The 23,475-nt window shown below is 62.2% G+C and carries 20 protein-coding genes; 11 read left to right on the top strand and 9 right to left on the bottom strand.

All coding sequences use genetic code 11. The features are described 5' to 3' along the window. Positions 1–174 precede the first annotated feature (174 nt). Positions 175–900, top strand: a complete 726-nt coding sequence (locus tag G3O01_RS17415; RefSeq protein WP_205806369.1) for a response regulator transcription factor — start codon at positions 175–177, stop codon at positions 898–900. Between the two features lie 81 nt (positions 901–981). Here G3O01_RS17415 and G3O01_RS17410 read toward each other — a convergent pair whose 3' ends face one another. Next, positions 982–1,887, bottom strand: a complete 906-nt coding sequence (locus tag G3O01_RS17410; protein ID WP_205806368.1) for a dihydrodipicolinate synthase family protein — start codon at positions 1,885–1,887, stop codon at positions 982–984. Between the two features lie 349 nt (positions 1,888–2,236). On the opposite strand from G3O01_RS17410, the gene G3O01_RS17405 reads away from it, so the two are divergent. From G3O01_RS17405 to G3O01_RS17380, 6 genes are all read left to right on the top strand, one after another. Further along, positions 2,237–3,202, top strand: a complete 966-nt coding sequence (locus G3O01_RS17405) for a 4-hydroxyproline epimerase (RefSeq protein WP_205806367.1) — start codon at positions 2,237–2,239, stop codon at positions 3,200–3,202. After that, positions 3,199–4,326, top strand: a complete 1,128-nt coding sequence (locus G3O01_RS17400) for an FAD-binding oxidoreductase (RefSeq protein WP_205806435.1) — start codon at positions 3,199–3,201, stop codon at positions 4,324–4,326. The genes G3O01_RS17405 and G3O01_RS17400 overlap by 4 nt, the downstream gene beginning before the upstream one ends. Then, complete coding sequence (locus tag G3O01_RS17395) at positions 4,319–4,603, top strand: 2Fe-2S iron-sulfur cluster-binding protein (protein WP_205806366.1); 285 nt, start codon at positions 4,319–4,321, stop codon at positions 4,601–4,603. Before G3O01_RS17400 ends, G3O01_RS17395 begins: the two co-directional genes overlap by 8 nt. Next, a complete protein-coding gene (locus tag G3O01_RS17390; RefSeq protein ID WP_205806365.1) occupies positions 4,600–5,898 on the top strand; it encodes an FAD-dependent oxidoreductase in 1,299 nt (432 codons plus the stop codon). Before G3O01_RS17395 ends, G3O01_RS17390 begins: the two co-directional genes overlap by 4 nt. Before the next feature lie 159 nt (positions 5,899–6,057). Further along, positions 6,058–6,834: an AraC family transcriptional regulator gene (locus G3O01_RS17385; protein WP_205806364.1), complete on the top strand. Its 777-nt coding sequence runs from the start codon at positions 6,058–6,060 to the stop codon at positions 6,832–6,834. 93 nt (positions 6,835–6,927) lie between these two features. Next, positions 6,928–7,263, top strand: a complete 336-nt coding sequence (locus G3O01_RS17380; RefSeq protein WP_205806363.1) for a hypothetical protein — start codon at positions 6,928–6,930, stop codon at positions 7,261–7,263. A gap of 69 nt (positions 7,264–7,332) precedes the next feature. On the opposite strand, the gene G3O01_RS17375 is transcribed toward G3O01_RS17380, so the two are convergent. After that, on the bottom strand, positions 7,333–7,545 hold the full coding sequence (locus G3O01_RS17375; RefSeq protein ID WP_205806434.1) for a hypothetical protein: 213 nt from the start codon (positions 7,543–7,545) through the stop codon (positions 7,333–7,335). Between the two features lie 248 nt (positions 7,546–7,793). Then, the gene (locus G3O01_RS17370) at positions 7,794–8,132 is read right to left on the bottom strand and encodes a hypothetical protein (RefSeq protein WP_205806362.1); all 339 of its coding nucleotides are present in this window, start codon (positions 8,130–8,132) and stop codon (positions 7,794–7,796) included. A gap of 371 nt (positions 8,133–8,503) precedes the next feature. Here G3O01_RS17370 and aroQ point away from each other — a divergent pair, with 371 nt between their 5' ends. Beyond that, on the top strand, positions 8,504–8,953 hold the full coding sequence (gene aroQ / locus G3O01_RS17365; RefSeq protein WP_205806361.1) for a type II 3-dehydroquinate dehydratase: 450 nt from the start codon (positions 8,504–8,506) through the stop codon (positions 8,951–8,953). A 752-nt stretch (positions 8,954–9,705) separates the two neighbouring features. Here the strand turns inward: aroQ and G3O01_RS17360 are convergent. Beyond that, a complete protein-coding gene (locus G3O01_RS17360; RefSeq protein WP_205806360.1) occupies positions 9,706–10,389 on the bottom strand; it encodes a TetR family transcriptional regulator in 684 nt (227 codons plus the stop codon). A gap of 118 nt (positions 10,390–10,507) precedes the next feature. Next, positions 10,508–11,785: an FAD-binding oxidoreductase gene (locus G3O01_RS17355; protein ID WP_205806359.1), complete on the bottom strand. Its 1,278-nt coding sequence runs from the start codon at positions 11,783–11,785 to the stop codon at positions 10,508–10,510. A 378-nt stretch (positions 11,786–12,163) separates the two neighbouring features. On the opposite strand from G3O01_RS17355, the gene G3O01_RS17350 reads away from it, so the two are divergent. Continuing rightward, the gene (locus G3O01_RS17350) at positions 12,164–15,241 is read left to right on the top strand and encodes a transglycosylase domain-containing protein (protein WP_205806358.1); all 3,078 of its coding nucleotides are present in this window, start codon (positions 12,164–12,166) and stop codon (positions 15,239–15,241) included. Here the strand turns inward: G3O01_RS17350 and G3O01_RS17345 are convergent. From G3O01_RS17345 to G3O01_RS17330, 4 genes are all read right to left on the bottom strand, one after another. Continuing rightward, positions 15,235–16,458: an ROK family transcriptional regulator gene (locus tag G3O01_RS17345; RefSeq protein WP_205806357.1), complete on the bottom strand. Its 1,224-nt coding sequence runs from the start codon at positions 16,456–16,458 to the stop codon at positions 15,235–15,237. The two genes, G3O01_RS17350 and G3O01_RS17345, sit on opposite strands and share 7 nt — an antisense overlap. Before the next feature lie 33 nt (positions 16,459–16,491). Then, positions 16,492–17,292, bottom strand: a complete 801-nt coding sequence (locus G3O01_RS17340; RefSeq protein WP_205806356.1) for an ATP-binding cassette domain-containing protein — start codon at positions 17,290–17,292, stop codon at positions 16,492–16,494. A 34-nt stretch (positions 17,293–17,326) separates the two neighbouring features. Continuing rightward, positions 17,327–18,316, bottom strand: a complete 990-nt coding sequence (locus G3O01_RS17335; protein ID WP_205806355.1) for an ABC transporter permease — start codon at positions 18,314–18,316, stop codon at positions 17,327–17,329. A 135-nt stretch (positions 18,317–18,451) separates the two neighbouring features. Further along, the gene (locus G3O01_RS17330) at positions 18,452–19,480 is read right to left on the bottom strand and encodes a sugar ABC transporter substrate-binding protein (protein ID WP_241024025.1); all 1,029 of its coding nucleotides are present in this window, start codon (positions 19,478–19,480) and stop codon (positions 18,452–18,454) included. A 444-nt stretch (positions 19,481–19,924) separates the two neighbouring features. Here G3O01_RS17330 and G3O01_RS17325 point away from each other — a divergent pair, with 444 nt between their 5' ends. Together G3O01_RS17325 and G3O01_RS17320 are read left to right on the top strand one after the other, a co-directional pair. After that, entirely contained in the window at positions 19,925–20,827 is a 903-nt protein-coding gene (locus G3O01_RS17325; RefSeq protein WP_346779200.1) for a YihY/virulence factor BrkB family protein, read from the top strand. 244 nt (positions 20,828–21,071) lie between these two features. Continuing rightward, positions 21,072–23,462: an MCP four helix bundle domain-containing protein gene (locus G3O01_RS17320; protein ID WP_205806354.1), complete on the top strand. Its 2,391-nt coding sequence runs from the start codon at positions 21,072–21,074 to the stop codon at positions 23,460–23,462. The last annotated feature ends 13 nt before the right edge of the window (positions 23,463–23,475 follow it).

Raw genomic sequence — 23,475 nt, 5'->3', positions numbered from 1 at the left:
CGGGACACGGCACGCCGGTCCGGATAGGGCGGCGTGATGACGATTCTGGCCAACCCGTGATTTTACAGGATCGAAAGTGTCGCAGAATCTTTGCAAATTCGGACAAGTCTGATGGGCTTAACAGGGCTGCCTGAACAGAATCGCGATCCTGGACCAATTGTCGGGAAACCATTTATGCGTATCGCCATTCTTCAGCGTGACCTCGTGCAGGGGAAATTGCTCGAAAAAATCATCGTTCAGGCCGGTCACAGTTGCGCTCTTTACGAAGACGGCCTGACGCTTTCCAAGGTGCTCGCCCGCTCGACGGTCGATCTGCTGATCCTCGACTGGCACGCGCTGCGTCTGTCGGGCACCGACGTGCTGAAGGCGGTGCGCTCAGTCGGCGGCGAGCGGATGCCCGTGATGTTCGTGTCGACGGATGGTTCGGAGGAGAGCGTCGTGCGCGCCTTCGTGCTGGGCGCGGACGATTACGCGACGTTGCCCGTGCGGCATGCGGAATTCCGCGAGCGCCTGCTCGCGCTGCTGCGCCGCGCTTATCCGGAACGCTACGGCAAAGATAGCTTCGACGTCGGCCCGTATCATTTCGACACCCGCCGTCAACTCGTTACGCTGCGCGGCGCGCCGGTGCAACTGTCGGGCACGCAGTATCGGCTGGCGTCGCTGTTCTTCTCGAATATCGGCCGCGTGCTGTCGCGAGACCATATCTTCGCGATGGTGTGGGGCCGCGAGTTCCGCGAAGTCACGCGCACGATCGACAGCCACGTGTCGCGTCTTCGTCTGTTGCTGCAGATCGAGCCGCATAACGAATTCCGTCTGCAGCCCGTGTACAAGAGTGGCTATCGGCTGCTGCATTTGCGATCGAACGAGGATACCGTTGTGGCGCATGCTGAAGCGGCTTAAGCAGATGGTCTACGCTCACGCAACGCGTGAACGTCTCAATGGCGGCTCCCAGACGAAGGGAGCCGCCGTTTTTTTGCGTACTTAAAGCTTCGGCAGCGCCGGACGCGTTTCGATCGACCGGCGGATCAATGCTTCGACGGCCTTGCGTTCGTCACCGGCCAGCGGCAGACGCGGCGGGCGCACCGGCTCCGTGCCGAGCCCAACGATCGCTTCCGCCAGCTTGATGTTCTGCACCAGCTTGGCCGACACATCGAGCGCGAGCAGCGGCGCAAACCACCGGTAAATCGCGCGCGCTTCCTCCAGCCGTCCCGCCTTCAGCAACTTGTAGATTGCAACCGTCTCGTGCGGAAACGCGCACACGAGGCCCGCGACCCAGCCGTGCGCGCCCATCAGGATCGCTTCCATCGCCAGATTGTCGACGCCGCACAGGATCGCGTAGCGGTCGCCGACTTCGTTGATCAGATCCGTCACGCGCCGCACGTCGCCGCACGATTCCTTGATCGCGACGATCTTCTTCTCGTCGGCGATCTCGACGAACATCTCCGGCGTCATGTCGACGCCATACGCGAGCGGGTTGTTGTAGATCATCAGCGGCAGCGGGCTGGCGTTCGCGACCATGCGGAAGTGGTTCAGCGTCTCGCGGCGATCCGACAGATAACGCAGGCCCGGCAGCACCATATAGCCAGCGGCACCGTGCTTTGCGCCCGCTTCCGCCTGGCGGCAGCCGTCGAGCGTGCTGTTTTCGGCGATTGTCAGCAGCACGGGCACGCGGCCACGCGACGCCTCGACGGCCACGTCGAGCACCTGCAGCTTTTCATCGAGGGAAAGCGTGGACGCCTCGCCGAGCGACCCGCACACGATGATGCCGTCGACGCCCGCTTCGATCTGCGCCTCGATGTTCTTTCCCGTCGCCGCGCGGTCTATGCTGAAATCCGCGTTGAACTTGGTGGTGACTGCGGGCAATACGCCTTCCCAGATATGCGCCACGACTGCTCTCCTGAAAGTGATGAGTCGAGTGCAGTGTAAGCAGGGAATAATCGGGTGTCTTGCGTGAATCGCGCGTTTCGCGTGACGATTTCGGCATAGCGTCTGTGCGAGGGGAATCCATTATTTGCGATGCTTTCAATGTTTGTTGGCCGTTTTGGGCGGCGTATCGCTGTCGAGCGCGGCTGAATTGATTCGACCTTCGCTCAGATCGCACGCGAGCACGGCACGTCGAGGCGGGCAGTCCGGTGGCTGGCCCGGAGCGAGCCGGTCCCACTTGTTGTGAGCTATGCCGAAATCGTCATAATCCACGCGCAGCCGCTTCAAGACTGCGCGCGGCCGCGTTTCTACCATGGGCGACATGAAAACCTTGAACGTGATCGATTCGCACACGGGCGGTGAGCCGACCCGCCTCGTGGTGTCCGGTGGCCCCGAACTGGGCGACGGCACGCTCGCGCAACGTCTGGACGCGTTTCGCGCGCGCTACGACGACTGGCGCGCGGGCATCGTCACCGAGCCGCGCGGCTCCGATGTGGTCGTCGGCGCACTGTTGTGCGAGCCGGATCACAAAGAATGCGCGGCGGGCGTCATCTTCTTCAACAACGTCGGCTACCTGGGCATGTGCGGGCACGGCACGATCGGCCTCGTCGTGTCGCTCGCGCATATGGGACGCATCGGGCCGGGCCGGCATCTGATCGACACGCCCGTCGGGATCGTCGAGGCGACGCTCAATGACGATCTCAGCGTGTCGGTGCGCAATGTGCCCGCGTACCGGTATCGCAAGGACGTGAGTGTCGACGTGCCTGGTTTCGGTACATTGACGGGCGATATCGCGTGGGGCGGCAACTGGTTTTTTCTTGTCGCGGACCATGGGCGTTCACTGGACGCGTCGAACATTGCCGAACTCACGCACTTCAGCTCGGCGATCCGCGACGCGCTGATCGCTGCGGATATCACGGGTGCGAACGGTGCGTTGATCGACCACATCGAACTGTTCGGGCCGGGCTCGCGCGATGACCTCGACAGCCGCAGCTTCGTGCTGTGCCCCGGCAACGCGTATGACCGCTCGCCGTGCGGCACGGGCACGAGCGCGAAGGTCGCGTGCCTCGCCGCCGACGGCAAGCTCGCCGCCGGCAAGGTGTGGCGGCAGGAGAGCGTCATCGGCAGCGTGTTCGAAGCGAGTTATGCGCAAGGCGGCACGCAGGACGGCATCGCAACTGTGATCCCGACCATCACCGGCCACGCGCACATCATGGCCGAGAGCCGGCTGTGCTTCGACGAGCGCGATCCGTTCGCATGGGGCATCCGCACGGTATGACGGCGGATGTCGTGGTCGTCGGCGCGGGCATCGTCGGTGCGGCGTGCGCGGCGGAGCTGGCTGTGCGCGGACTCCGCGTGACTGTGCTGGACACGCACGGTATCGGCGGCGGCGCGACGGCGGCGGGCATGGGGCATATCGTCGTGATGAACGACTCGCCCGCGGAGTTCGCGCTGTGCCGTTATTCGCGCGACCTGTGGCTCGCGCTTGCGTCGCAGTTGCGCACGCGCGACGCCTTCGCGCGCTGCGGCACGCTCTGGGTTGCGGAGGATGCCGAAGAACTCGATGCCGCACGCGCGATGCAGCTAGCGTTCGCCGCGCAAGACGTCGCAGCGCACATGCTGGACGAGCACGCGCTCTACGATTGCGAGCCGTCGCTCGCGCCGGGCATGGCGGGCGGTCTGCTAATAGAAGACGACAGCATCGTGTATGCGCCGACCGCCGCGCAATGGCTGCTCACGCAGTCGCCGGGCGCGGCGCGGATCGATCTTCGTCTGAACGCGCAAGCGGTAGCCGTCGACAAACATCAGGTCACGCTGTCGAATGGCGAGCGCATTGGCGGCGCGCATGTGGTCGTCGCGAACGGATTGCAGGCGCGCGAACTCGTGCTCGGCCTGCCATTGCAGCCCAAAAAAGGCCACTTGCTGATCACCGACCGCTATCCTGGTTTCATCCGCCATCAACTGCTCGAACTCGGCTATATCAAGAGCGCTCATCACGCGACGGGAACCTCGGTCGCTTTCAATGCGCAGCCGCGCCCGACAGGGCAGCTGCTGATCGGCTCGTCGCGCCAGTTCGACACGACCGATCCCGCCGTCGAACTGCCCGTGCTCGCGCAGATGCTGCAACGCGCGGCGCGCTATCTGCCCGAATTGCCGACGCTCAATGGCATTCGCGCGTGGACGGGGTTTCGCGCGGCATCGCCGGATGGCTTGCCGTTGATCGGTCCCGCGAGCGGCGCGGCGTCCGGCGTGTGGCTCGCCGTCGGTCATGAGGGACTGGGCGTGACGACATCGCTCGCCACCGCGAAACTGCTTGCCGCACAGATCACGCAGACCTCGGCTGAGATTGCTGTCGATCCATTCCTGCCCGCGCGTTTCGAAGTCGGAGCCTGTCATGTCTGAAGCGGCGCTTTCCCGGGTTCGCATCACGATCGACGGTGTTTCCGTCGAAGTCGAGCAAGGCGCGACGCTTGCCGCTGCGCTTGCCGCTGCGCTCGCCGTCTGCGGCGCGAGCGCATATGGCGCACGCCTGTCCGTCACCGGCGAACGACGCGCGCCGTTGTGTGGAATGGGTGTGTGTCAGGAATGCCGCGTGAGCGTCGATGGACGCATGCATGTGCTCGCATGCCAGACGTTGTGTCGCGACGGCCAGATCGTGCAAACGACGAGGCCGCGATGAACGGCCAGCATTTCGATATCGTCATCGTGGGCGCGGGGCCGGCGGGTCTTGCTGCGGCGCGCGAGGCGGCAGCCGCGGGCGCGCGCATTGCCGTGCTCGACGACAACCCGCGCGCGGGCGGCCAGGTGTGGCGTAACGGTCCCGCGCATCCAACGCCCGGTGCGCTGGCCGCGCTTCTGCATGGAATCGATGCGAGCGGCAACGTAACGCTCGCGACGGGGACGCGGATCATTGCGCCGCTCGATGGCAAACGTCTGCTGCTCGAATCGGCGGAACAGGGCGGAGCGCGCATCGGCTACGACCGCCTGATCCTCGTCACGGGCGCGCGCGAGCGACTGCTGCCCTTTGCCGGCTGGACGTTGCCGGGCGTGACGGGCGCGGGCGGTTTGCAGGCGCTCATCAAGGGCGGCGTGCCTGTGCGCGGCGAGCGCATCGTCATCGCGGGCAGCGGTCCGTTGTTGCTGGCGTCGCTGGCGACCGCCCGCGCGGCGGGCGCGCGGGTCGTGGCCGTGGTCGAACAGACATCGTTCGCGTTGGTGGCGCGTTTTGGTGTGTCGCTCGCCGCCACGCCCGCAAAGCTCGTGCAGGCCGCGCAACTCACGCGCGGTTTCGCGGGGCTTCGCTATCTGACATCGAGCGTCGTGCGCGCGGCGCAGGGTAGCGGGCACGTCGAGCGAGCGCTCGTCGAACACGCGGATGGGCGCACGCAGACCTTCGATTGCGACCGCATCGCGTGCGGCTACGGCCTCGTGCCGAACTCGACGCTGGCGCGCGCGATGGGCTGTGCGACACGCGCCGACGACGCGATCGTTGTCGACGACGCGCAGCGCACATCCGTCGATAACATCTTCGCGGCGGGCGAATGCGCGGGCGTCGGCGGAATGGAACTGGCACGCGTGGAAGGGCGGATTGCGGGACTGGCGGCTGTTGGCATCGAGCGCGGCGAGACGATTGAACGACTGACGCGCGAACGGGCGCGCTGGCAGCGTTTCGCAGCACGCGTGGATTCGGCATTCGCGTTGAGCGATCGCGCACGCCAGTTACCCGCCGACGACACCTTGCTATGCCGTTGCGAAGACGTATCGGTCGGTGAGGTCCGCGCGCATGCGAGCTGGCGCGACGCGAAGCTGCATACGCGCTGCGGAATGGGCGCGTGTCAGGGGCGCGTCTGCGGCGGTGCGGCGCAGGCGTTGCTCGGCTGGGACGTGACCCAGGTTCGCCCGCCCAATCATCCGGCGCAGATCGGCACGCTGATGCTCGCCGGCGACGCCGATACCGATCCGCCCGGGCATTGATCCCATCAGTCGCATCAGTCGCCCGGAAACGGCCGGACGCGAATCCGATCACGCGTGATTTTTTCGGCGACTCCGCGCCGCCCTATAATCGATCAGCCCCGCGGACGCACGCCGGGGCCAACTCCACGCCCCTCGCAGCCCATGCACGGAACCCGCACGATGAACACGCTCGCACCTACGCTCGACGCGCTCGATTCGGGCGAGGCGTCGCTGGCCGGAATGCTCTCGCATTTCGCGCTGCTCGAACCCGTCTTCGACGCGATGCCCGATATCGTGTTCTTCGTGAAGGACGCGCAGGCGCGCTATGCGCTCGTCAATCGCACGCTGGTATCGCGCTGCGGTTTCAAGGAGAAGGAGAAGCTGCTCGGCAAGACGGCGGAGGACGTGTTTCCGAGCCGCTTCGGCCGTATCTACACGGCGCAGGACAAGGCCGTGATCCACGTCGGCAACCAGATGGTCGATCAGCTCGAACTGCATCTGTATCCCGGCCGGCAGCCCGGCTGGTGTCTGACCTGCAAGCAGCCGTTGCGCGACTCAGACGGGCGTGTGGTCGGGCTGGCGGGCATCTCGCGCGATCTGCGCGCGGATGAAAGCAGTCATCCCGCGTATAGCCGGCTCGCGACGGTGGTGCAGTATCTGCAAGAGAACTACGTGCAGCCGCTGAACCTGAAACAGCTCGCCGCGATGGCCGACATGTCGGTGGCGCAGCTCGAACGGTATTTTCACAAGGTGTTTCACCTGACGCCGCGTCAGGTGCTGCTGAAGACGCGCCTCGACGCAGCGACGGCTTTGCTCGTATCGCACGACAAGGTCACGGATGTCGCCGCGCTGTGCGGCTACACCGACCACAGCGCGTTCACGCGGCAATTCAAGGCGACCGTCGGCGTCACGCCGACCGAGTACCGGATGCTGTTGCACGGCACCTCGCGCAACTAACCGTCAACCTCCGCCAGCGGGCGCAACGAAAAGCAAATGCAGCGGTCAGCCACGGTTGGCGGACGCAAGCCAGTCAAAGATCAGCAGAAAACAATGCCTATCCGTCGTGCAAAGCTCCGCTACTACGTTTACGTGGTTGCGCTCGACGATACCGTCTGGAACGAGGCGCGCTTTCGCCGCGCGAATCCCGATTACCGGTTCGAACGGCCGTGCGTGTATGTGGGTATGACGGGCCTGGACCCGGATTTGCGCTTTGACCGGCACAAGGCGGGCATCCAGTCGAATCGCTATGTGCGCGACTATGGCTTGCGGCTGGTGCCGGAACTATACGAGGTCTACAACCCGATGCCATACGAAGGCGCGCGCGACATGGAAGTCGAACTGGCGATCGGCTTGCGTGAAGCGGGATATGCCGTGTGGCAGGCGTAGGTGTGCAGCGCGGGACGGCGCTGTAAGCGGGTGAGACGCGCGAAATGCGCGGTCCGGGCGACGGATGCCTTACTTGATGCCGAGACCGCGCAGGATCGCGTTGCCTTCCGGCGTCAGGCGAATGTGCGATTCGCCGGCATCCGTGGCAATGCTTTCGACGAGTCCTGCCTCCTGGAGCGTCGGGATCTCCGGCTTGGCGAACGCAGCCATCGGCGCGTGCAGCAACAGCAGCAGCGTTGCGATTTCGTGCGGGCTCAGGAGCCGGCGGAGAATGGTCGTCATTTTTGCGGGCGCGGCTTTCGCGGCGGCGGCTTGCGCGGGTGCGGCCGGGGTGTCGGCAGCGATGCGCGTTGTCAGGTCGTTGCGGTCTTTGTAGTAATCCATCTTTGGCACCTTGGGCGAATGCAGGTCAGTGTCAAAGACGAATCGTGACGGCGAAGACTTAAACGATTCTTAAACCAGCCGCCGACAACCTTTCCGGTTACCGCAAAAGTTGTTACATGTGGTTACGCCGATGCCCGCAGGTGGCGTCAGGGCGCGCATTCCTTGCTCGCGCCTTCGATCCACAGGTTCGACGTGCTGCGCTTGCCTGCGTAGTAGCGGAACGTCGTGCCGCCGTTGTCGGCGCGGATCTTGACGATATTGGAATCGCCGAAATCGAGCATCTGGCCTTGCGGGATGGGCGTCGTCTTGACAGGCGAATCGTGTTTTGCCGCTGCTTGCGTCATGCACTGGATGACGTCGTTGACGGGGCGACTCGTCATGTTGTCCTTCATCGGGTCGCCGGCATCCGGGTTGTGGGACGCCTGATATTGCGCGCACGCGGCGAGAAACACCGGGATGGACAGGGTGACGGCTAGCTTCCTCATAAGTCTCCTTCTGGTTGGCGGCGGGGCGCGAGACGGCGCGAAACCGCAAAACATTCGGAAATTATATCGGTGCAAGCGATATGCCCGGGTTTTGGCCGGCATGCGCCGGGGTGATCCGGTGTCGGTTGAACGATTTTTTTATGCTGCGTGGGGTTCAGATTTTTGGGTTTGATGTGCCGCCTCGTTAGCTTGTTTGCTCGATGGATAGCTATGTATTTTTTAATAAAACTAACTAGTTCGTACAAATTTAGTGAAAACCCCAAAAGACGCATGCCGGCATGACGGGCACACTTCGGCTTTCGTTGCATGACGTGCATTGACGTGTGTTTTTCTTTGCGCGGCGCGCAGTCACTATTGTGGGGTATTTGTTCATGAGTTCTGCGTCGGTGCTGGTCCTGAATGGGCCGAATCTCAATCTGCTCGGCACGCGGGAGCCGACTATCTATGGAGCGGAAACGCTCGACGACGTTGCGCGTCGCTGCCGCGAGGCAGGTGAGCGGCTTGATCTTGCGATCGATTTTCGCCAGTCGAATGCGGAACATCAACTGATCGACTGGATTCATGAAGCGCGCACGACGCAGCAGGGGATTGTTTTTAATCCTGCGGCTTATACGCATACGTCAGTGGCAATTGCAGATGCATTGTCTGCTATCGATAAGCCTGTGATTGAGGTGCATATCTCGAATGTTCATAAACGTGAGGCGTTCAGGCATCACTCTTATGTTTCCGCTGTCGCTGAGGCTGTTATTTGTGGGTGCGGGACGCAAGGGTATGTGCTCGCGATTGAGAGGATGGCGGAGGTTTTGAAGTCCAGGCGGTGAGTTTTGGTTTTGGTTTTGGTTTTGGTTTTGCTTTCGCTTTCGCTTTCGCTTTCGCTGGCATCCGCGATTTGTTACTGGTTCTTCACGCGTCGCCCCTGTGCGGGGCGGCACCTACTTTTCTTTGCCGCGGCAAAGAAAAGTAGGCAAAAGAAAGCCGCTGAACACCGCCAGTTCTTGAACTCCGCCTGAGGGCCCCCAACAGTTCCTCCGCTTCACACGGCAATCTGCCTTTCAATGCCCGTTGCCATCTCTCTTGGCAGACGCCTCACCCGCGTCACACTCCCGCGTCGCCACACACGCGATCAAATCGCCCACGTCCTATTGCGGCAAACTGTGTGTCGGCTTTCGCGCCATACACGCTTCACTCCGGACTGAAAAGCACGATCGGTGTCGTAGGAGCGGTGAGGTGTGAAGCACTACGACCTACACACAGTTTGCCACCTGGGCGGCATCAACCATTCGCTGCCGCTGGCTGCGCTACGGGTGATTGGAGTGGGTGAGGCGTCTGTGCGAAGCATTGGCAACGAGCAGCGACTGAGAAGTTGCCGTTTGAAGGAGAGGAACTGTTGGGGGCCATCAGGCGGTGGTCAAGAACGGGCGGTGTTAGCCCGCTTTCTTTGCTTACTTTCTTTGCGGCGGCAAAGAAAGTAAGTGCCGCCCCGCACAGGGGCGACGCATGAATAAGGCAAAACATCACGCGGATGCCAGCGACAACACAAGCAAACCAAACAAAGCGTCGCAGACAAAAAAACCTACTTCTTAACAAACCTCAGAGTAGCATCAACAATCATAGCCCGATGCCGTGCACGCAACCTTGCGTGCGAAGGATCGCGCCCAAACGCAGTCCCAAACGTATGCCGATTCGCGACCCGATGAAAACACAACGAGCTAATCAGCAAATGCAGATCAATCGCATCGATATCATCGCGGAACTCACCTGACGCGATCCCACGTGCAAGCAGATCTTCAATCGTGTGAATCACCGTCGCATTGCGATTCTTGAAGGTCTTCACCTGCTCGATGTACTTCGCGCCGTGAATGTTTTCGATCGTCACGAGCCGCACGAAATCACGATGCTTGTCGTGATAGTCAAACGTAAACTCGACGAGACTACGCAGCCCTTCGACAGGACTCATGTCGCTGACTTTCAGATCCTGTTCAAGTGCGCGAATATCGCCATAAACCTTCTCGAGCACGGCCTCGTACAACCCTTCCTTGCTGCCGAAGTAGTAGTACAGCATGCGCTTCGTGGTGTTGGTGCGCTCCGCAATCGCATCGACGCGCGCGCCCGTGAGTCCCATCGACGAAAACTCCTGCGTTGCCACCTCGAGGATGTTGCGCTTCGTCTCTTCGGGATCGTATTTGCGCCGTGGTTCGGAGGTTTCGTTCGGGGTGTCTTTATGCTCGGGCGCGATAGCTCGGCTTCCCTTTTTCATTGTGTATTCCGGCGGCGATGACGTTTTATTCTAGCATGCCGAAAAGCCCACCCGGCGCGGCTCGGCGGCATGCCCGGCCACGCTGCGCGGCGCTCGCGCGCAAGCGTCTTTGTTGCGCTCAGCCCGCACGCCGCGAGCGATCCGCAAGCGCGTCGCGCGTTTGCATTGCGGTGTACGTCAGCTGCGCGGCGGCAAGACCCAACGCCCCGAACGTATGCGTGAGGCCGAACGACGCGAACGCTTCCGGCACAGGCCTTTCGCCGGAGATTGCCGCCGCCAGCAACTCACCCGACACCGTGGTCGGCGCCATCCCGTGTCCGCCGAAACCGACCGCATACCAGACGCCGTCCGTGCTCTGGCCAATCTGCGGCATCTTGTGCCGCGCGTAGCTCATCAGGCCGCCCCACGCGTGATCGATGCGCACGTCGCGCAACTGCGGATACACCTTCAGCAGATCGCGGCGCAGCAGTCGCGCGATTGCTTCGGGTTCGCGTTCGAGAATGGAAATGCGCCCGCCCCAGAGGATGCGCGTATCGGGTAGCGGCCGGTAGTAGTCGAACGCAAAGCGTGTGTCGTAGACGGCCGAGCGACAGTCGATCGCGTCGGCGAGCCGTGCGCCGAGCGGTTCGGTCGCCATCACATAAGTTGCGATCGGCAGCACCGCACGCTCGACGCGGCGGTATACGTTGCGTGCGTAACCGCCGCCCGCCATCACGACGTGCTGGGCCTCCACGGAACCTTGCGCTGTCCCGACGACAAAGCCTTCACCTTGCCGGCGAAGCGAAACGACCGGCGACTTTTCGACAATGCGCACGCCGGCCGCTTCCGCGGCACGCGCGATACCGAGCACGTACTTCAGCGGATGAAAGTGAAACGCATTGCGCTCGAACAACCCGCCGCAATAGCGCGTGGTTTTCAGGCGGGTGGCGAGTTGGGCGGCGCTGAGCGGCTCCCATTCGACGCCAAACGATGCCTTCATCAATCGGCGCTGACCATCCAGCCGCGACGGATCGTCGAACCAGTTGGCGAGAATCACGCCCGCGTCCGTGGCGTCACAGGCGATCGCGTAGCGCTGGATGCGCGTGCGCATGAGATCGACGGCGTCGACGGTCAACGCGTACAGCTCGCGCGCCCGCACCGGACCGAGGATCTTCAGCAGGTCCGCGCAATCGAGACTGTAGCCGCCGAACACGAAGCCGCCGTTGCGCCCCGACGCGCCGTACCCAACCTGGTTCGCTTCGACGACGACCACGTCGCGCACGCCGCGCTCGGCGAGTCCAAGCGCCGTCGACAGGCCGGCCAGCCCGCCGCCGACGATGCAGACGTTGGCGCTCAGTTTTCCCTCCAGCGCTGGGCGCGTGGTCCGTTCGACAGTCGCTTCGTAGTAGCTTTGCATAAGTTCCATCAGGTCAGGCGGCGCGCCGCTGCCGGTTTCTACCAGCGCAGTGGCGTGTGATGTTTGAAACGCGCGGCTATGTTACTCAAGTTCGCGCGCGTGTCGTATTCGGTATTCCAGGGTGGCGGCGCGGGCGGGAAGGGCGCGGCGGCGGTTGCGTCGGCATCGAAGGGCGGCCATCCTTGCCCGCGCAGACCCGGAAAACGCCACGGGAAGCGGCAAAAGGTGCCGCCTTGCTGCTTCGATCCAACAGCTGTGTTGCGCGCCGTACTCAGCTACTCAAGTCCTTACGTTTCTGACCCTCGCAAGCTGGCTTTACGCGTTAGACTGACATCAGTCGAGGTTAATGTGGTTAGGCATCTGCAAGGAGACGCCGCCATGAATCGGCCACTACGGTTTCCGCTACGCGCAATCGGCACCACGTCCGCCTGGAAGTGGTTCAAGTGGCTCTTTTTCGCCGCGTTTCTCGTGGCCGTCGCCCTTGGCGTGCGTTTCATCCAGATCGAAATGGATACGTCGCGCTTGCAGGCGCGCTACCTGTCCGAACTTACGCGCGACGTCGGGTTTACCGTTTCCGAAGGCCCGAGCGACAGCATCCGTTTCCCCACCGACGGTCCCTACGACATCCGCCTCGGCTACGCGCTGCTGCCTGCGTTCGAACGGCGTTTGAAAGAGCGCGGCTTCTCGGTCGCATCGCAGGCGCGCGATTCGGAACGCATGGCGTCGCTGGCCGACGACGGCCTCTTCATTCCCTACGAAGAAAAGGACCAGGCAGGGCTGATGCTGTACGACTCGACGGGCACGCGCCTGTTCGGCTCGGTATTTCCCGCGCGCGTGTATGACGATTTCGAGTCGGTGCCGCCGCTCATCGTGTCGGCGCTGCTGTTCATCGAAGACCGGCATCTGCTCGACGCCGATCAACCCAACCGCAATCCCGCCATCGACTGGGGACGTTTTAGCCGCGCGCTGATGGATCAGGGCCTGCGTGTCTTCAACCACGGTCAGGCGCAGCCGGGCGGCAGTACGCTTGCCACGCAGATCGAGAAGTTCCGCCATTCGCCCGGCGGGCGGACCGCGACGCCGAAGGAAAAGCTGCGGCAGATCGGCTCGGCGTCGGTGCGCGCGTATCTCGACGGACCGCGCACGATGCCCGCGCGCGAGCAGATCGTCGTACGTTATCTGAACTCGGTGCCGCTGGCCGCGCAGCCGGGTATCGGCGAAATCAGCGGGATTGGCGACGGTCTCGCAGCGTGGTACGGCCGCGATTTCGCCGAAGTGAACCGCGTGCTGAAAGCGCCGCCCACACCCGAGAATCTGCCCGAACAGGGCCTCGCGTTCCGCCAGGTACTGTCGCTGATGATCGCGCAGCGCGGGCCGTCACACTTCCTGCTGCGCAAGAACGACGATCTCAATGCTCTGACGGAAAGCTATCTGCGGCTCTTCGCGGCGAACGGTGTGATCACGCCGCAACTGCGCGACGCCGCGCTTTCGCAGCAACTCGTGCTGACGCGCGCGAAGCTCGTGCCGCCCGAAGGCTCGTATATCGAGCGCAAGGCGGTGACGTCGCTGCGCACGCATCTGCTGTCGTCGCTCGGCGTGTCGACGCTATATGACCTCGACCGGCTCGATTTGCGCGTCACGTCGACGATGAACAACAAGGTCCAGCAGGACATCAGCGACCGGCTCGCCGCCGCGACGACGAAAGACGGCGCGCAGGCGGCCGGCCTCTATGGCTTCAACATGCTGCAGCCGAAAGACGATCCGTCGAAGATCGCGTTCAGCTTCACGCTGTTCGAAAAGCGCGACGGCGCGAACCTGTTGCGCGTGCAAACGGACAGCGTGAACCGTCCGTTCGATATCAACTCCGGCGCGCGTCTGAATCTCGGATCGACTGCCAAGCTGCGCACGATCATCACGTATCTGCAGATCATGCAGGAGCTGCATGCGCGCTATGGACAGATGAGCGTCGACGAACTGCACGCCGTGAAGCCTGAACGTGAAGACGCACTGACGCGCTGGGCCGTCGATTACTTCATGCACACGAACGACCGCTCGCTGGGCGCGATGCTCAATGCCGCGGTGGAGCGCAAATACTCGGCCAATGCAGGCGAAACGTTCTACACAGGCGGCGGCGCGCAGACCTTCACGAACTTCGAAGCCGACGAGAACTCGCGCATCCTCACTGTGCATCAGGCCTTCCAGCATTCGGTGAACCTCGTGTTCGTGCGGATGATGCGCGACATCGTTCACTATGAAACGATCAAGACGTCCGGTCCGTCGTCGCAATGGCTCGACGATCCTGCGACACGCAACATGTATCTGACGCGCTTCGCCGATCAGGAAAGCCGCGTGTATATGAACCGCTTCTACACGAAGTATCACGGCAAGTCGCAGGACGAGATGCTCGCGATCCTGTTGCGCACCGTGCGCAAGTCGCCGCCGAAAATCGCGACCGTGTTGCGCAGCGTGCGGCCCGACGCTCCGCAGGCGTGGTTCAACGACCAGATGCGCGCCGCGTTGAAGAACACACCGAAAGCCAATCCGCCCGATGATGCGCTCGCGAGCCTCTACGAAAAGTACGGCATCGATAAATTCAATCTGAACGACCGCGCGTACATTTCGAGTGTGCATCCGCTGGAATTGTGGCTCGTCAATTATCTGCGCGAGCATCCCGACGCGAGTGCGAACGACGTAATGGACGCAAGCCGCGACGTGCGCGCCGATTCATACAAGTGGCTCTTCAAGACGCGCTATCACGCGACCCAGGACCGGCGCATTCGCCGCATGGTCGAGCAGCATGCGTACGATGCGATCGGCCGTTCGTGGCAGGCGCTCGGCTATCCGTTCGCGCATCTGACGCCTTCGTATGCGGCTGCTATTGGCGCATCGGGTGACCGTCCGGCGGCGCTTGCGCAACTGATCGGCGTGATCGTGAACAAGGGCAATCAGGCGCCGACGCAAAGCTTGTCGGAACTGGAGTTCGCGAAAGGCACGCCGTACGAAACGCGCTTCGTGCGCGCGACGCCGCAACCGACGGAAGCCGTTTCGCCCGAGATTTCGCGCGTCGTGCAGTCGATGTTGCGCGACGTCGTCGCGGGTGGCACGGCAAAGCGTCTCGCTGGCGGCATGACGTTCCCGAACGGCAAGACGCTGGAGGTCTACGGCAAGACGGGGACGGGCGATCAGCGTCTTAACATCTACGCGAAGGGTCGCAGGCTGATCGAGTCGCGCAAGGTCAATCGCACGGCGACCTTCGTGTTCGCTATCGGCGACCGTTTCTTCGGCACGCTGACGGCGGTTGTGCACGAGCCGTATGCAAAGCGCTATGACTTTACGAGCGCGCTCGCCGTGCAGTTGCTGAAGTCGATGGCGCCCGAGTTGCAGCCATTGCTCGATGAGCCTGCTACCAAAGACACGCCGAAAGTAGCAGCGAATACGACGCCGAAGGTTCAATAACCGACTTCAGTCGCGGGCTTCAGGAAGAGTTCGTGCATCGGCGCGAAGTGCGCGTAGAGCGGCAGGATTGCGCCGCCCATCGCGCGCGCGTCTGAGCCGATCGTGCCTTCCAGCAGTTGCGGCCGCACGATACCTTCCCATTCGAACTTGTCCAGCACGCGCTCCGTGCGCCGGATGATTTCGCGCACCAGTTGGCGGTCCACTTCACCATCTATCACTACCGCTTCGAGATCGAGCAGCGCCGCTGCGTTCGTCAATGCGCCTGCAATGGCGGGGCAAGCGGTGTCGAGCCATTGTTCGGTAAGCCGCCACAAATCCGCCGACAACGCGCGATGATCGTGCGCGGCAGTTGCCGGCGCGCCCGCATCGACGAACATTTTTTCGAGCACGAAGCCCGACGCCGCGTGCAGTAGTTGCCGCGCGGGCTGACGCGCATTGCCGCCCATGATCGGGATCGAGCCGACCGCGCCCGCGTTGTCGTGCGGCCCGCCGTGCAGCCGTCCGTCGATCACCAGCCCGCCGCCGATGAACGTACCGACGAACAGATACAGGAAGTTGTGGATGCCGCGCCCCTGACCCATCACGAGTTCGGCGGCACAGGCGGCCGTGGTGTCCTTCGCGAACTCGACGGGCAGGCCCGTCATCCCGCCGATACGCGCCCGGATGTCGATGTCATTCCAGGCATCGAGCGCATCACCAGGCGCGCCGAGAAAATCGCGCCAGCCGCCAAGCCACAACGGAGCCGCCACGCCGACACCGACCACTTTCTCGCGCCGCGCGCCGAGCGCTTCGTTGATACGCGCAAGCTTACTTTCAAGTGAAGTGAACAGCGTGCGAGGATCGGGATACGCATACTCCTGCACTTCGCGACAACACACGCGGCCGAGAAAATCCATCGCGAGCACGTCGAGGCTGCGTCGCCCGACCTTCACGCCGATCGTATAAGCGCCTTCCGCGCGCAACGCGATGGGCACGGAAGGCTGCCCGATGCGTCCACGTACGCGCGCCTGCTTTTCGAGCAGACCATCGTCGATCAGCCGTTCGACGATCATCGACACAGTCTGCATCGACAGACGTGTGAGCCGTCCCACGTCGGCCTTCGGCAGGGGTCCATGCAAACGGATCGCTTGCAACACGATGCGTTCGTTGAACTGCCGCATGCCGACCTGGTTCGAGCCGACCGTGCGTTTGAGCGGTGAGCGTGTGCCCGTATCCATCGGCGGTTTCCGGTTACGCGTTGTTGTCGTTCGTCACGCGATGGCGCGCACGTCGGCCTGTTTCGCGCCCGTCATGATCGCGACGGCATCCGACATATGGATGTCGTTCTTGTTGACGAGCGCCGCACGCCGTCCGAGCCGCTGGATGTGGATGCGATCCGCGATCTCGAACACATGTGGCATGTTGTGACTGATCAGGATCACGGGCAAGCCGCGGTCGCGCACGCGCCGGATCAGTTCCAGCACCATGTTGCCTTCCTTCACGCCGAGCGCCGCTGTCGGTTCATCGAGAATCACGACGTGCCGCGCGAATGCCGCACTGCGTGCCACCGCGACGCCCTGGCGCTGACCGCCCGAGAGTGTTTCGACTGCCTGGCGCATCGAACGGATGCCTATTTGCAGGTCCTTCATCGCGTTGGTCGCTTCTTCGAGCATGCGGCGCTTGTCGATCATCTTGAAGATCTTGCCGCGCCAGCCGGGCTTCACGAGTTCGCGTGCGAGAAAGAGGTTCTCGGCGATGCTCATCGCCGGGGCGACAGCGAGATCCTGATAGACCGTTTCGATGCCTTGTTGCCGCGCGTCGATCGGGCTGCGGAATTTGACGGACTTGCCGTCGAGCAGCAGATCGCCTTCATCGGGCACGAGCGCGCCTGAGAGCGCCTTGATCAGCGACGACTTGCCTGCGCCGTTATCGCCGATCACGGCCATGATTTCACCCGGCATCACTTCGAAATCGCAGCCGTCGAGTGCGGTGACCTGGCCATAACGCTTGATGAGACCGCGGGCTTGCAGAACGGGCGTCGTGCCGTTGGCGGAAGAGGGGATGGTCGACATGACAGTCTCCTTCAAATACGGGTCAACGAGCGGGTCAACGAGCGCCACGGCGCGACATTTTGTCGGCGGCGACAGCGAGAATCACGAGAATGCCGGTAATCAGCACCTGGTACACCGACGACACACCCATCAGCGTCAAGCCATTGCGGAACACGCCGACGATCAGTGCGCCCAGCAGCGTGCCCGTAATCGAGCCGCGTCCGCCGAACAGACTCGTGCCGCCGAGTACAACCGCAGTAATGCTGTCGAGGTTTTCGGTCTGACCTGCTTGCGGATCGCCAACACCCGTACGCGACACGGCGAGCAGCGCGGCGACGCCGTAAATCGCGCCCGACAGCGTATAGACGGTGACGAGAATGCGTTGTGCAGAAAGACCCATCAGACGTGCAGCTTCCGGGTTGTTGCCGAGCGCGTAGAGATGGCGGCCGGGGACGGTGTCGCGCAACACGAACCATGTCGCGAGATACATCAGCAGCGTGAGCACGGTGCCGTAGGTGACGGTGGCCGGTCCGAGATTGAACGTGTTGCCGAAGAACATGATCGCGTCGGGCAGATTCGACACGCTCTCCGCGTTTGAGTAGAGCTGCGTGACGGCGAACGCGATATTCAGCGTGCCCAACGTGACGATGAACGCGGGCAGCTTGATGCGCGTGATCAGCACACCATTGAGCAGGCCGAACAGCGCACTTGCGCCGACGCCGCAGATGATCGCAATCACAGGCGGCACACCCATCACGACGGCGAACTTCGTCATCACGATGGAGCCGAGCGCCATCACCATCCCGCAGGACAGGTCGATGCCGCCCGTCAGCACGATCAGCGTCTGGCCGATCGCGATGACGGCGACGACCATCGTCTGCTGCAGGATCAGCGAGAGATTCTGGAACGACAGAAAACGGTTGCTTTGCGAAATGAAGAAGATGCACGCAATCACGAGTGCGATCAGCGGACCCGCTTCGGCGAGCGTCGGCAGATGTTCGGTGAACCGGCGGTGGCTGTGGGCGGGAGCGGTGGGAGTCGACATGATGTGTTTCCTCGAAGCATTGCGTGATCGGCACGCGGCGGGCAATGACGCCCGCCGGGCTCACGCTGGAGAACCTGGGAGACGCGCGGGTGCGCGTCTCCTGTGCTGCCTTCCGTTAATACATGCGTTGCGCGCTTACTTGTTGCCCCAACAGTTGTCGAGGCCGAACTTCGTATCCTTGCTGTCGACGCCGCCTTGCGGCTTGTCGGTGATCAGCGTGACGCCCGTGTCGTGATAGCCGGAGACCTTCTTGCCCGTCTTCGCGTAGTCGACGCCGGCCTGCACGCCAAGCTCGGCCATCTTCAACGGATACTGCTGCGAAGTCGCGGCGATGGCACCTGCCTTCACGTTGCGCACGCCTTCACAGCCACCGTCGATCGAAACGATCATCACGCTCTTGTCCTTGCCCGCGTTCTTCAGCGCGCGATAGGCGCCCGCTGCAGCAGGTTCGTTGATCGTGTAGACGACGTTGATGTCGGGTGACTTCTGCAGGCAGTTTTCCATCGCCGTCTGACCCTTCGCCTGATCGCCGCGCGTGTCCTGGCTGCACACTACCGACGGATCGCCTTCCTTCACGCCGAAGCCTTGCAGAAAGCCGTTATGGCGCAGCACGCCGACGGAGACGCCGGGAGCGAGATCGAGCGTCGCGATCTTCGCGGGCTTGCCGCCGAGCGCAGCCTTTGCGTACTGGCCGATCAGCACGCCGGCTTTGAAGTTGTCGGTGGCGAAGAGGGCGTCGGTCGCGTCCTGCGGGTCGGTCGGCGTGTCGAGCGCGATCACCAGTGCGCCTGCCGCGCGTGCTTTCTTGATGCTCGGCACGATCGCCTTGGTGTCGCTCGGCGTGATGAGAATGGCCTTCGCGCCCGCCGTGATCATGTTCTCGATTGCCGTGACTTGCGCCGCGTTGTCGCCGTCGAACTTGCCGGCCGCGGAGATCAGCTTCGCGCCGTCTTTCTGCGCGGCGGATTCCGCGCCTTGCTTCATCTTGACGAAGAACGGGTTGGTGTCTGTCTTCGTGATCAGGCCGACGACGGGCTGGTCGGCGGCGAGACTCGCGCCGGCGCACCATAGCGTCGACGCGGCGACGCAAGCTGCGGCGACGCCCTTGATGATGGGTTGCGTGCGGGACGTGCGGCGCAGTTGCCTGCGGGAAATCGGGTTCATGGGACGCTCCTCCAGATGATTAACAACGACGTTGTGATCAGCAGTCGATTCAGCGGCTGGGTGTGCGCTGATCGCGCCTTCTTTCTGCGCTCGCCGGACAGTCGATATCCGGCGACGCGGGCCTTACTAAATCAAGTTGTTTTAGTTAGTACAGCAGCGAGCCTCTCAAAAATCAAGGCCGGGTTTTGCTGCGGTGCGACCGGGCGCGGTTGAACGATGGGAGTGAAGTCCTTTCTGGATAAGGCTTTGAGCGAAGATGAAAAGATACTGTAAGCCGTTCGAATTGGGGTAAATCAGGAGTGCGCCGCCCGGTCGATTAAGTTCTTTTGTTCGCTTAATGGGCAAATGCTCGGATGCGCACGCGGGTTATCCATATCAGGACCGTCGTTTGCTCAATCGATTCCGGGAGCCGGGCGCCATGATTGACGCGAGCGGAGGTTCGACGTGGACAGGACGCACAACCGCGCATTGCAATTCGTCGCGATGCATCCTGCGCGCTTCGCGCTGCAGGTCGTCAAGGCGTTTCGCAAGAACCAGGGGCTGCTGCTCGCGGGCGCGATTGCGTACTACGCGTTGCTGTCCATCGTGCCGCTGCTGATTCTCGTTGCGATTGCGTTCAGCCACTTCGTCGGCGAAAAGCTGTTGCTCGATACGCTCGCGCGTCTGCTCGAATGGCTGACGCCGGGGCAGTCGCGTGCGATCGTCAGGGAACTGTCCAACTTTCTTGCGCATCGCTCGGTGATCGGCTGGTTTCTCGTCATCACGATGATCTTCTTCAGTTCGCTCGCCTTTACGGTGCTTGAGAACGCGCTGTCGATCATCTTCGTGCATCGCGTCGCGATACGGCGCAGGCATTTTCTGTTCTCGGCGATCCTGCCTTATCTGTTCAGTCTTTCATTGGGCATCGGCGTATTGCTGGTGACGCTCGTATCGAGCGGTCTTCAGGCAGTTGCCAGCGACAGCATCGTGTTGTTCGGCCACGCGATATCGCTGACGGGCGCGACGCGCATCGTGCTTTATCTGTTCGGTCTTGCTGGCGAGATCTTCGTGCTGACAGCCATCTATCTCGTGATACCGGCCGGGCGCACGACGCTCTGGCATGCGCTATTCGGCGCGGTCGCCGCCGCTGTGTTGTGGGAGATCACGCGGCGCGTGCTGGTGTGGTACTTCGCGACGCTGTCGCAGGTCAGTGTCGTGTATGGCTCGCTGACGACGGCCATCGTCGTGTTGTTCAGCCTCGAAGCGCTGGCCACGCTGATGCTGTTCGGCGCGCAATTGATAGCAGAATACGAGCGTCTCAATTCAGCTGCGAAAGAGCCTGCCGCACAGCCATTTGTCACAGGTTAGGCGTGAAACTGAAGAACATGTTGCGAATGCATCGAAAATAAGGCGATGAAGTTAACGGCAGCGAATTTGCAAACTTTAGCCCTGTTTGCATACATGTTCTATTTCGCCTTCCAATCCGCAGAAGAATACGTGGCGGTCACAGCTTCGTCATGACCCGCCGACGATAATCCCGTCGCCCGTCAAATCGACAATTCAGAACGGGCAGCACTGCCGCTGTGCAGTGACAGACCACGGGGAATACCACATGACCATTCGTCACCGCATCACTCTACTCGTGGTGTTGATGCTGGTCGCCTTATCGGCGATCGGCGGATACGCCGTCTATCAGACTCGCGGCAGCGCCGCCGACGTCCGGCAAGTGACGCAGGGCGTCGTGCCGAGCGCGCTCGCTTCCGCCGATCTCGTGTCGCAGGTCAAGGACGTGCAACTCGCGACCATGACGCTCGTCTATTCGCCCGATGCAAACATGGTCGAGCAGGCGCAAAAAGAACTCGCAGCGAAAGAGAAGTCACTGCGCGAGGCACTCGACGTGCAGGCGAAAGCAGCCGCGAGTCACGCGCAGGAAGGCCTCGTCACGCAGGCGCGCGACAGCCTTGCGAATTATTTCTCGGCCATTAACGACACCGCGAAAATGAAGGCCGAGGGCAAGAACGATCTTGCCCAGGCCTATCTGTTTGCGAACGTCGCGCAGTACCGCGACGAACTGGAAGGCATCGTCGAAACGCTGCGTATCGAAAAGAACCGCCAGAAAGACGAAGCCATCGAAGCCCTCAACGCTGGCCTCGCGACCACGACGACGGCGATCGGCAGTGCGTCGGGTGCAGCGATTCTCGTGCTGATCGCCATTGGCCTGCTGCTGTATCGCCAGATCACGCGGCCGCTGTCGCATATGCAGGAAATGATGAGTGAGATCGCGTCGAGCCAGGACTTTACTCGCCGCGTGCCGGTAGGTCGCATGGATGAGATCGGCCATTCGATCGTCGCGTTCAACGGCATGATCGAGAAAATCCAGCAAAGCTCTGCGCAACTGAAGCAGAAGACGGCCGACATTCAGGCGATGTTGCAGAACATGCAGCAGGGCATTCTGACCGTGGTCGACGGCGCGATGATTCACTCGGAGTACTCGGCCTATCTGGAAGAGATCTTCGAAACGAAGGATATCGCCGGGCGTGCATTGATGGACCTCGTGTTCAGTGACAGCGAACTGGGCTCAGATGCCGTATCGCAAGTCGAAGCAGCCGTATTCGCATGTATTGGCGAAGACAGCATCAATTTCGAGTTCAACCAGCATCTGCTCGTCAACGAACTGACGCGCAACATGCCGGATGGCCGCGCGAAAACGCTCGATCTGAGCTGGTCCGCAATCACCGATGAAACCGATACGGTCATGCGTCTGATGCTGTGCGTGCGCGACGTCACCGAGTTGCGACAGCTTGCCGCCGAAGCGGGCGAGCAGAAGCGCCGCCTTGAAATGATCGGCGAAATTCTCGCGGTGAGTGAAGAGAAGTTCCATCATTTCGTTGAGAGCGCCACGGGCTTTATCAACGAAAACGAACGCATCATCCGCAAGCATGAACAGGCGGACGGCTCGGCTGTGGCGGAGCTGTTCCGCAACATGCACACGATCAAGGGCAATGCGCGTACGTACAGTCTCCAGCATCTGACCAGCGTCGTGCACGAAACCGAGCAGCGTTACGATGCATTGCGTCAGCCTGAATCGGCGCACGAGTGGGATCAGGAGCAACTGATGGCCGAACTCGCGCGCGTGAAGGAAGCGCTGCAGCACTACGCGACGATCAACGAAGTGAGCCTTGGCCGCCGCAAGGCGGGCCGTGTCGGCAGCGCCGAGCGCTATCTGATGGTCGATCGCGAGCATATTCAGGAAAGCCTGCGTCTGCTCGACACGGCCAATCCCGATGACATGCGCGATCTGCTGATGGCACGTGATTCGGTGCGCAGAACCTTGCGCCTGCTCGGTACAGAGAAAGTCGAAGATGCGCTTGCGGGTGTGCTGCATTCGTTGCCGTCGCTGGCGGCCGAACTTGGTAAGGCCACGCCCGTCGTGCGCATCGACGACAACGGCTATCGCGTTCGCACCCAGGCGGGCACGACGCTGAAGAATGTGTTCATGCACCTGCTGCGCAATTCCGTCGATCACGGCATCGAGTCTTCAGCCCAGCGTGCGGCGCTCGGCAAGCCGGAAGCAGGCGTGATCGATATCGAAGTGGGTGTGGCGGAAGGTGCCCTGCAGATCACGTTGAGCGACGACGGACGTGGTCTTGCGCTGTCGCGCATTCGCGGCATCGCCGCCGAGCGCGGCTGGCTGCTGCCCGATTCGCAATTGAGCGACGAAGCGGTGGCAGAGTTCATCTTCCGTCCAGGCTTCTCGACTGCGCAGAACGTGACGGAAGTATCGGGACGTGGCGTGGGCATGGATGCCGTGCGCGATTTCATCCATCGCGAAGGCGGCCGCATCGAATTGCGCTTCACCGACGATCACGCAGGCACAGACTTCCGCCAGTTCCAGACGATCGTCTATCTGCCGGAGAACTGCGCGGTCGATAGCGTCGGCACGTCGATGCACGACGCCGCGAAGACAGTGAGTTCGATTCAGGCGAACGCACATTTCGAATAGCACGACGGGGGCA

The sequence above is a fragment of the Burkholderia sp. Ac-20365 genome (assembly GCF_017104715.1).
Taxonomy (GTDB): Bacteria; Pseudomonadota; Gammaproteobacteria; order Burkholderiales; family Burkholderiaceae; genus Paraburkholderia.
This window is presented reverse-complemented; position numbering and strand designations above follow the sequence as displayed.

Excerpts from the sequence above, each read along its gene's own strand:
- G3O01_RS17370 (WP_205806362.1), bottom strand. The coding sequence starts at position 8,132 with ATGAGGAAGCTAGCCGTCACCCTGTCCATCCCGGTGTTTCTCGCCGCG.
- G3O01_RS17350 (WP_205806358.1), top strand. The coding sequence starts at position 12,164 with ATGAATCGGCCACTACGGTTTCCGCTACGCGCAATCGGCACCACGTCC.
- G3O01_RS17355 (WP_205806359.1), bottom strand. The coding sequence starts at position 11,785 with ATGCAAAGCTACTACGAAGCGACTGTCGAACGGACCACGCGCCCAGCG.
- G3O01_RS17400 (WP_205806435.1), top strand. The coding sequence starts at position 3,199 with ATGACGGCGGATGTCGTGGTCGTCGGCGCGGGCATCGTCGGTGCGGCG.
- G3O01_RS17380 (WP_205806363.1), top strand. The coding sequence starts at position 6,928 with ATGCCTATCCGTCGTGCAAAGCTCCGCTACTACGTTTACGTGGTTGCG.
- G3O01_RS17385 (WP_205806364.1), top strand. The coding sequence starts at position 6,058 with ATGAACACGCTCGCACCTACGCTCGACGCGCTCGATTCGGGCGAGGCG.
- G3O01_RS17390 (WP_205806365.1), top strand. The coding sequence starts at position 4,600 with ATGAACGGCCAGCATTTCGATATCGTCATCGTGGGCGCGGGGCCGGCG.
- G3O01_RS17335 (WP_205806355.1), bottom strand. The coding sequence starts at position 18,316 with ATGTCGACTCCCACCGCTCCCGCCCACAGCCACCGCCGGTTCACCGAA.
- G3O01_RS17360 (WP_205806360.1), bottom strand. The coding sequence starts at position 10,389 with ATGAAAAAGGGAAGCCGAGCTATCGCGCCCGAGCATAAAGACACCCCG.
- G3O01_RS17345 (WP_205806357.1), bottom strand. The coding sequence starts at position 16,458 with ATGGATACGGGCACACGCTCACCGCTCAAACGCACGGTCGGCTCGAAC.
- G3O01_RS17405 (WP_205806367.1), top strand. The coding sequence starts at position 2,237 with ATGGGCGACATGAAAACCTTGAACGTGATCGATTCGCACACGGGCGGT.
- aroQ (WP_205806361.1), top strand. The coding sequence starts at position 8,504 with ATGAGTTCTGCGTCGGTGCTGGTCCTGAATGGGCCGAATCTCAATCTG.
- G3O01_RS17340 (WP_205806356.1), bottom strand. The coding sequence starts at position 17,292 with ATGTCGACCATCCCCTCTTCCGCCAACGGCACGACGCCCGTTCTGCAA.
- G3O01_RS17320 (WP_205806354.1), top strand. The coding sequence starts at position 21,072 with ATGACCATTCGTCACCGCATCACTCTACTCGTGGTGTTGATGCTGGTC.
- G3O01_RS17375 (WP_205806434.1), bottom strand. The coding sequence starts at position 7,545 with ATGACGACCATTCTCCGCCGGCTCCTGAGCCCGCACGAAATCGCAACG.
- G3O01_RS17330 (WP_241024025.1), bottom strand. The coding sequence starts at position 19,480 with ATGAACCCGATTTCCCGCAGGCAACTGCGCCGCACGTCCCGCACGCAA.
- G3O01_RS17415 (WP_205806369.1), top strand. The coding sequence starts at position 175 with ATGCGTATCGCCATTCTTCAGCGTGACCTCGTGCAGGGGAAATTGCTC.
- G3O01_RS17395 (WP_205806366.1), top strand. The coding sequence starts at position 4,319 with ATGTCTGAAGCGGCGCTTTCCCGGGTTCGCATCACGATCGACGGTGTT.